The organism is Streptomyces sp. PT12 (assembly GCF_003311645.1).
Lineage (GTDB): Bacteria > Actinomycetota > Actinomycetes > Streptomycetales > Streptomycetaceae > Streptomyces.
The window spans coordinates 1-499 of sequence record NZ_QEST01000073.1 but is presented as its reverse complement, the minus strand read 5'-3'; the positions used below and the strand labels follow the sequence as shown (position 1 = coordinate 499).

The following is a 499-nucleotide window of genomic DNA, read 5'->3' as shown; positions in this document are numbered from 1 at the left end:
CGGACACGGGCAGCGGCAGCGGTCCCACGACGGCCGCGTCCGCCTCGGGCTCCTCCGGGGCCTGCTCAAGAATGAGATGCGCATTGGTGCCGCTCACGCCGAACGAGGACACCCCCGCCCGACGCGGCCGATCCGTCACCGGCCACTCCCGAGCCTCCGTCAGCAACTCCACCGCACCCGCCGACCAGTCCACCTCCGGACTCGGCTCATCCACATGCAACGTCTTCGGCAACACCCCATGCCGCAACGCCTGCACCATCTTGATCACCCCCGCCACCCCAGCCGCCGCCTGCGTATGACCAATGTTCGACTTCAACGACCCCAAATAAAGCGGCCGTTCAACAGGACGGTCCTTGCCATACGTAGCCAGCAGGGCCTGCGCCTCGATCGGATCACCCAACGTCGTCCCCGTCCCATGCGCCTCCACCGCATCCACATCCCCCGGGCTAAGCCGGGCGTTGGCCAGCGCCGCACGAATCACCCGCTGCTGAGAAGGACC

1 protein-coding gene is annotated in these 499 nt (G+C 67.7%); it reads right to left on the bottom strand.

Annotated features, from left to right (window positions below; translation table 11 throughout):
* The coding region (locus DEH69_RS06375; RefSeq protein WP_147255456.1) for a ketoacyl-synthetase C-terminal extension domain-containing protein at nucleotides 1-499 on the bottom strand (499 nt) is incomplete at both ends.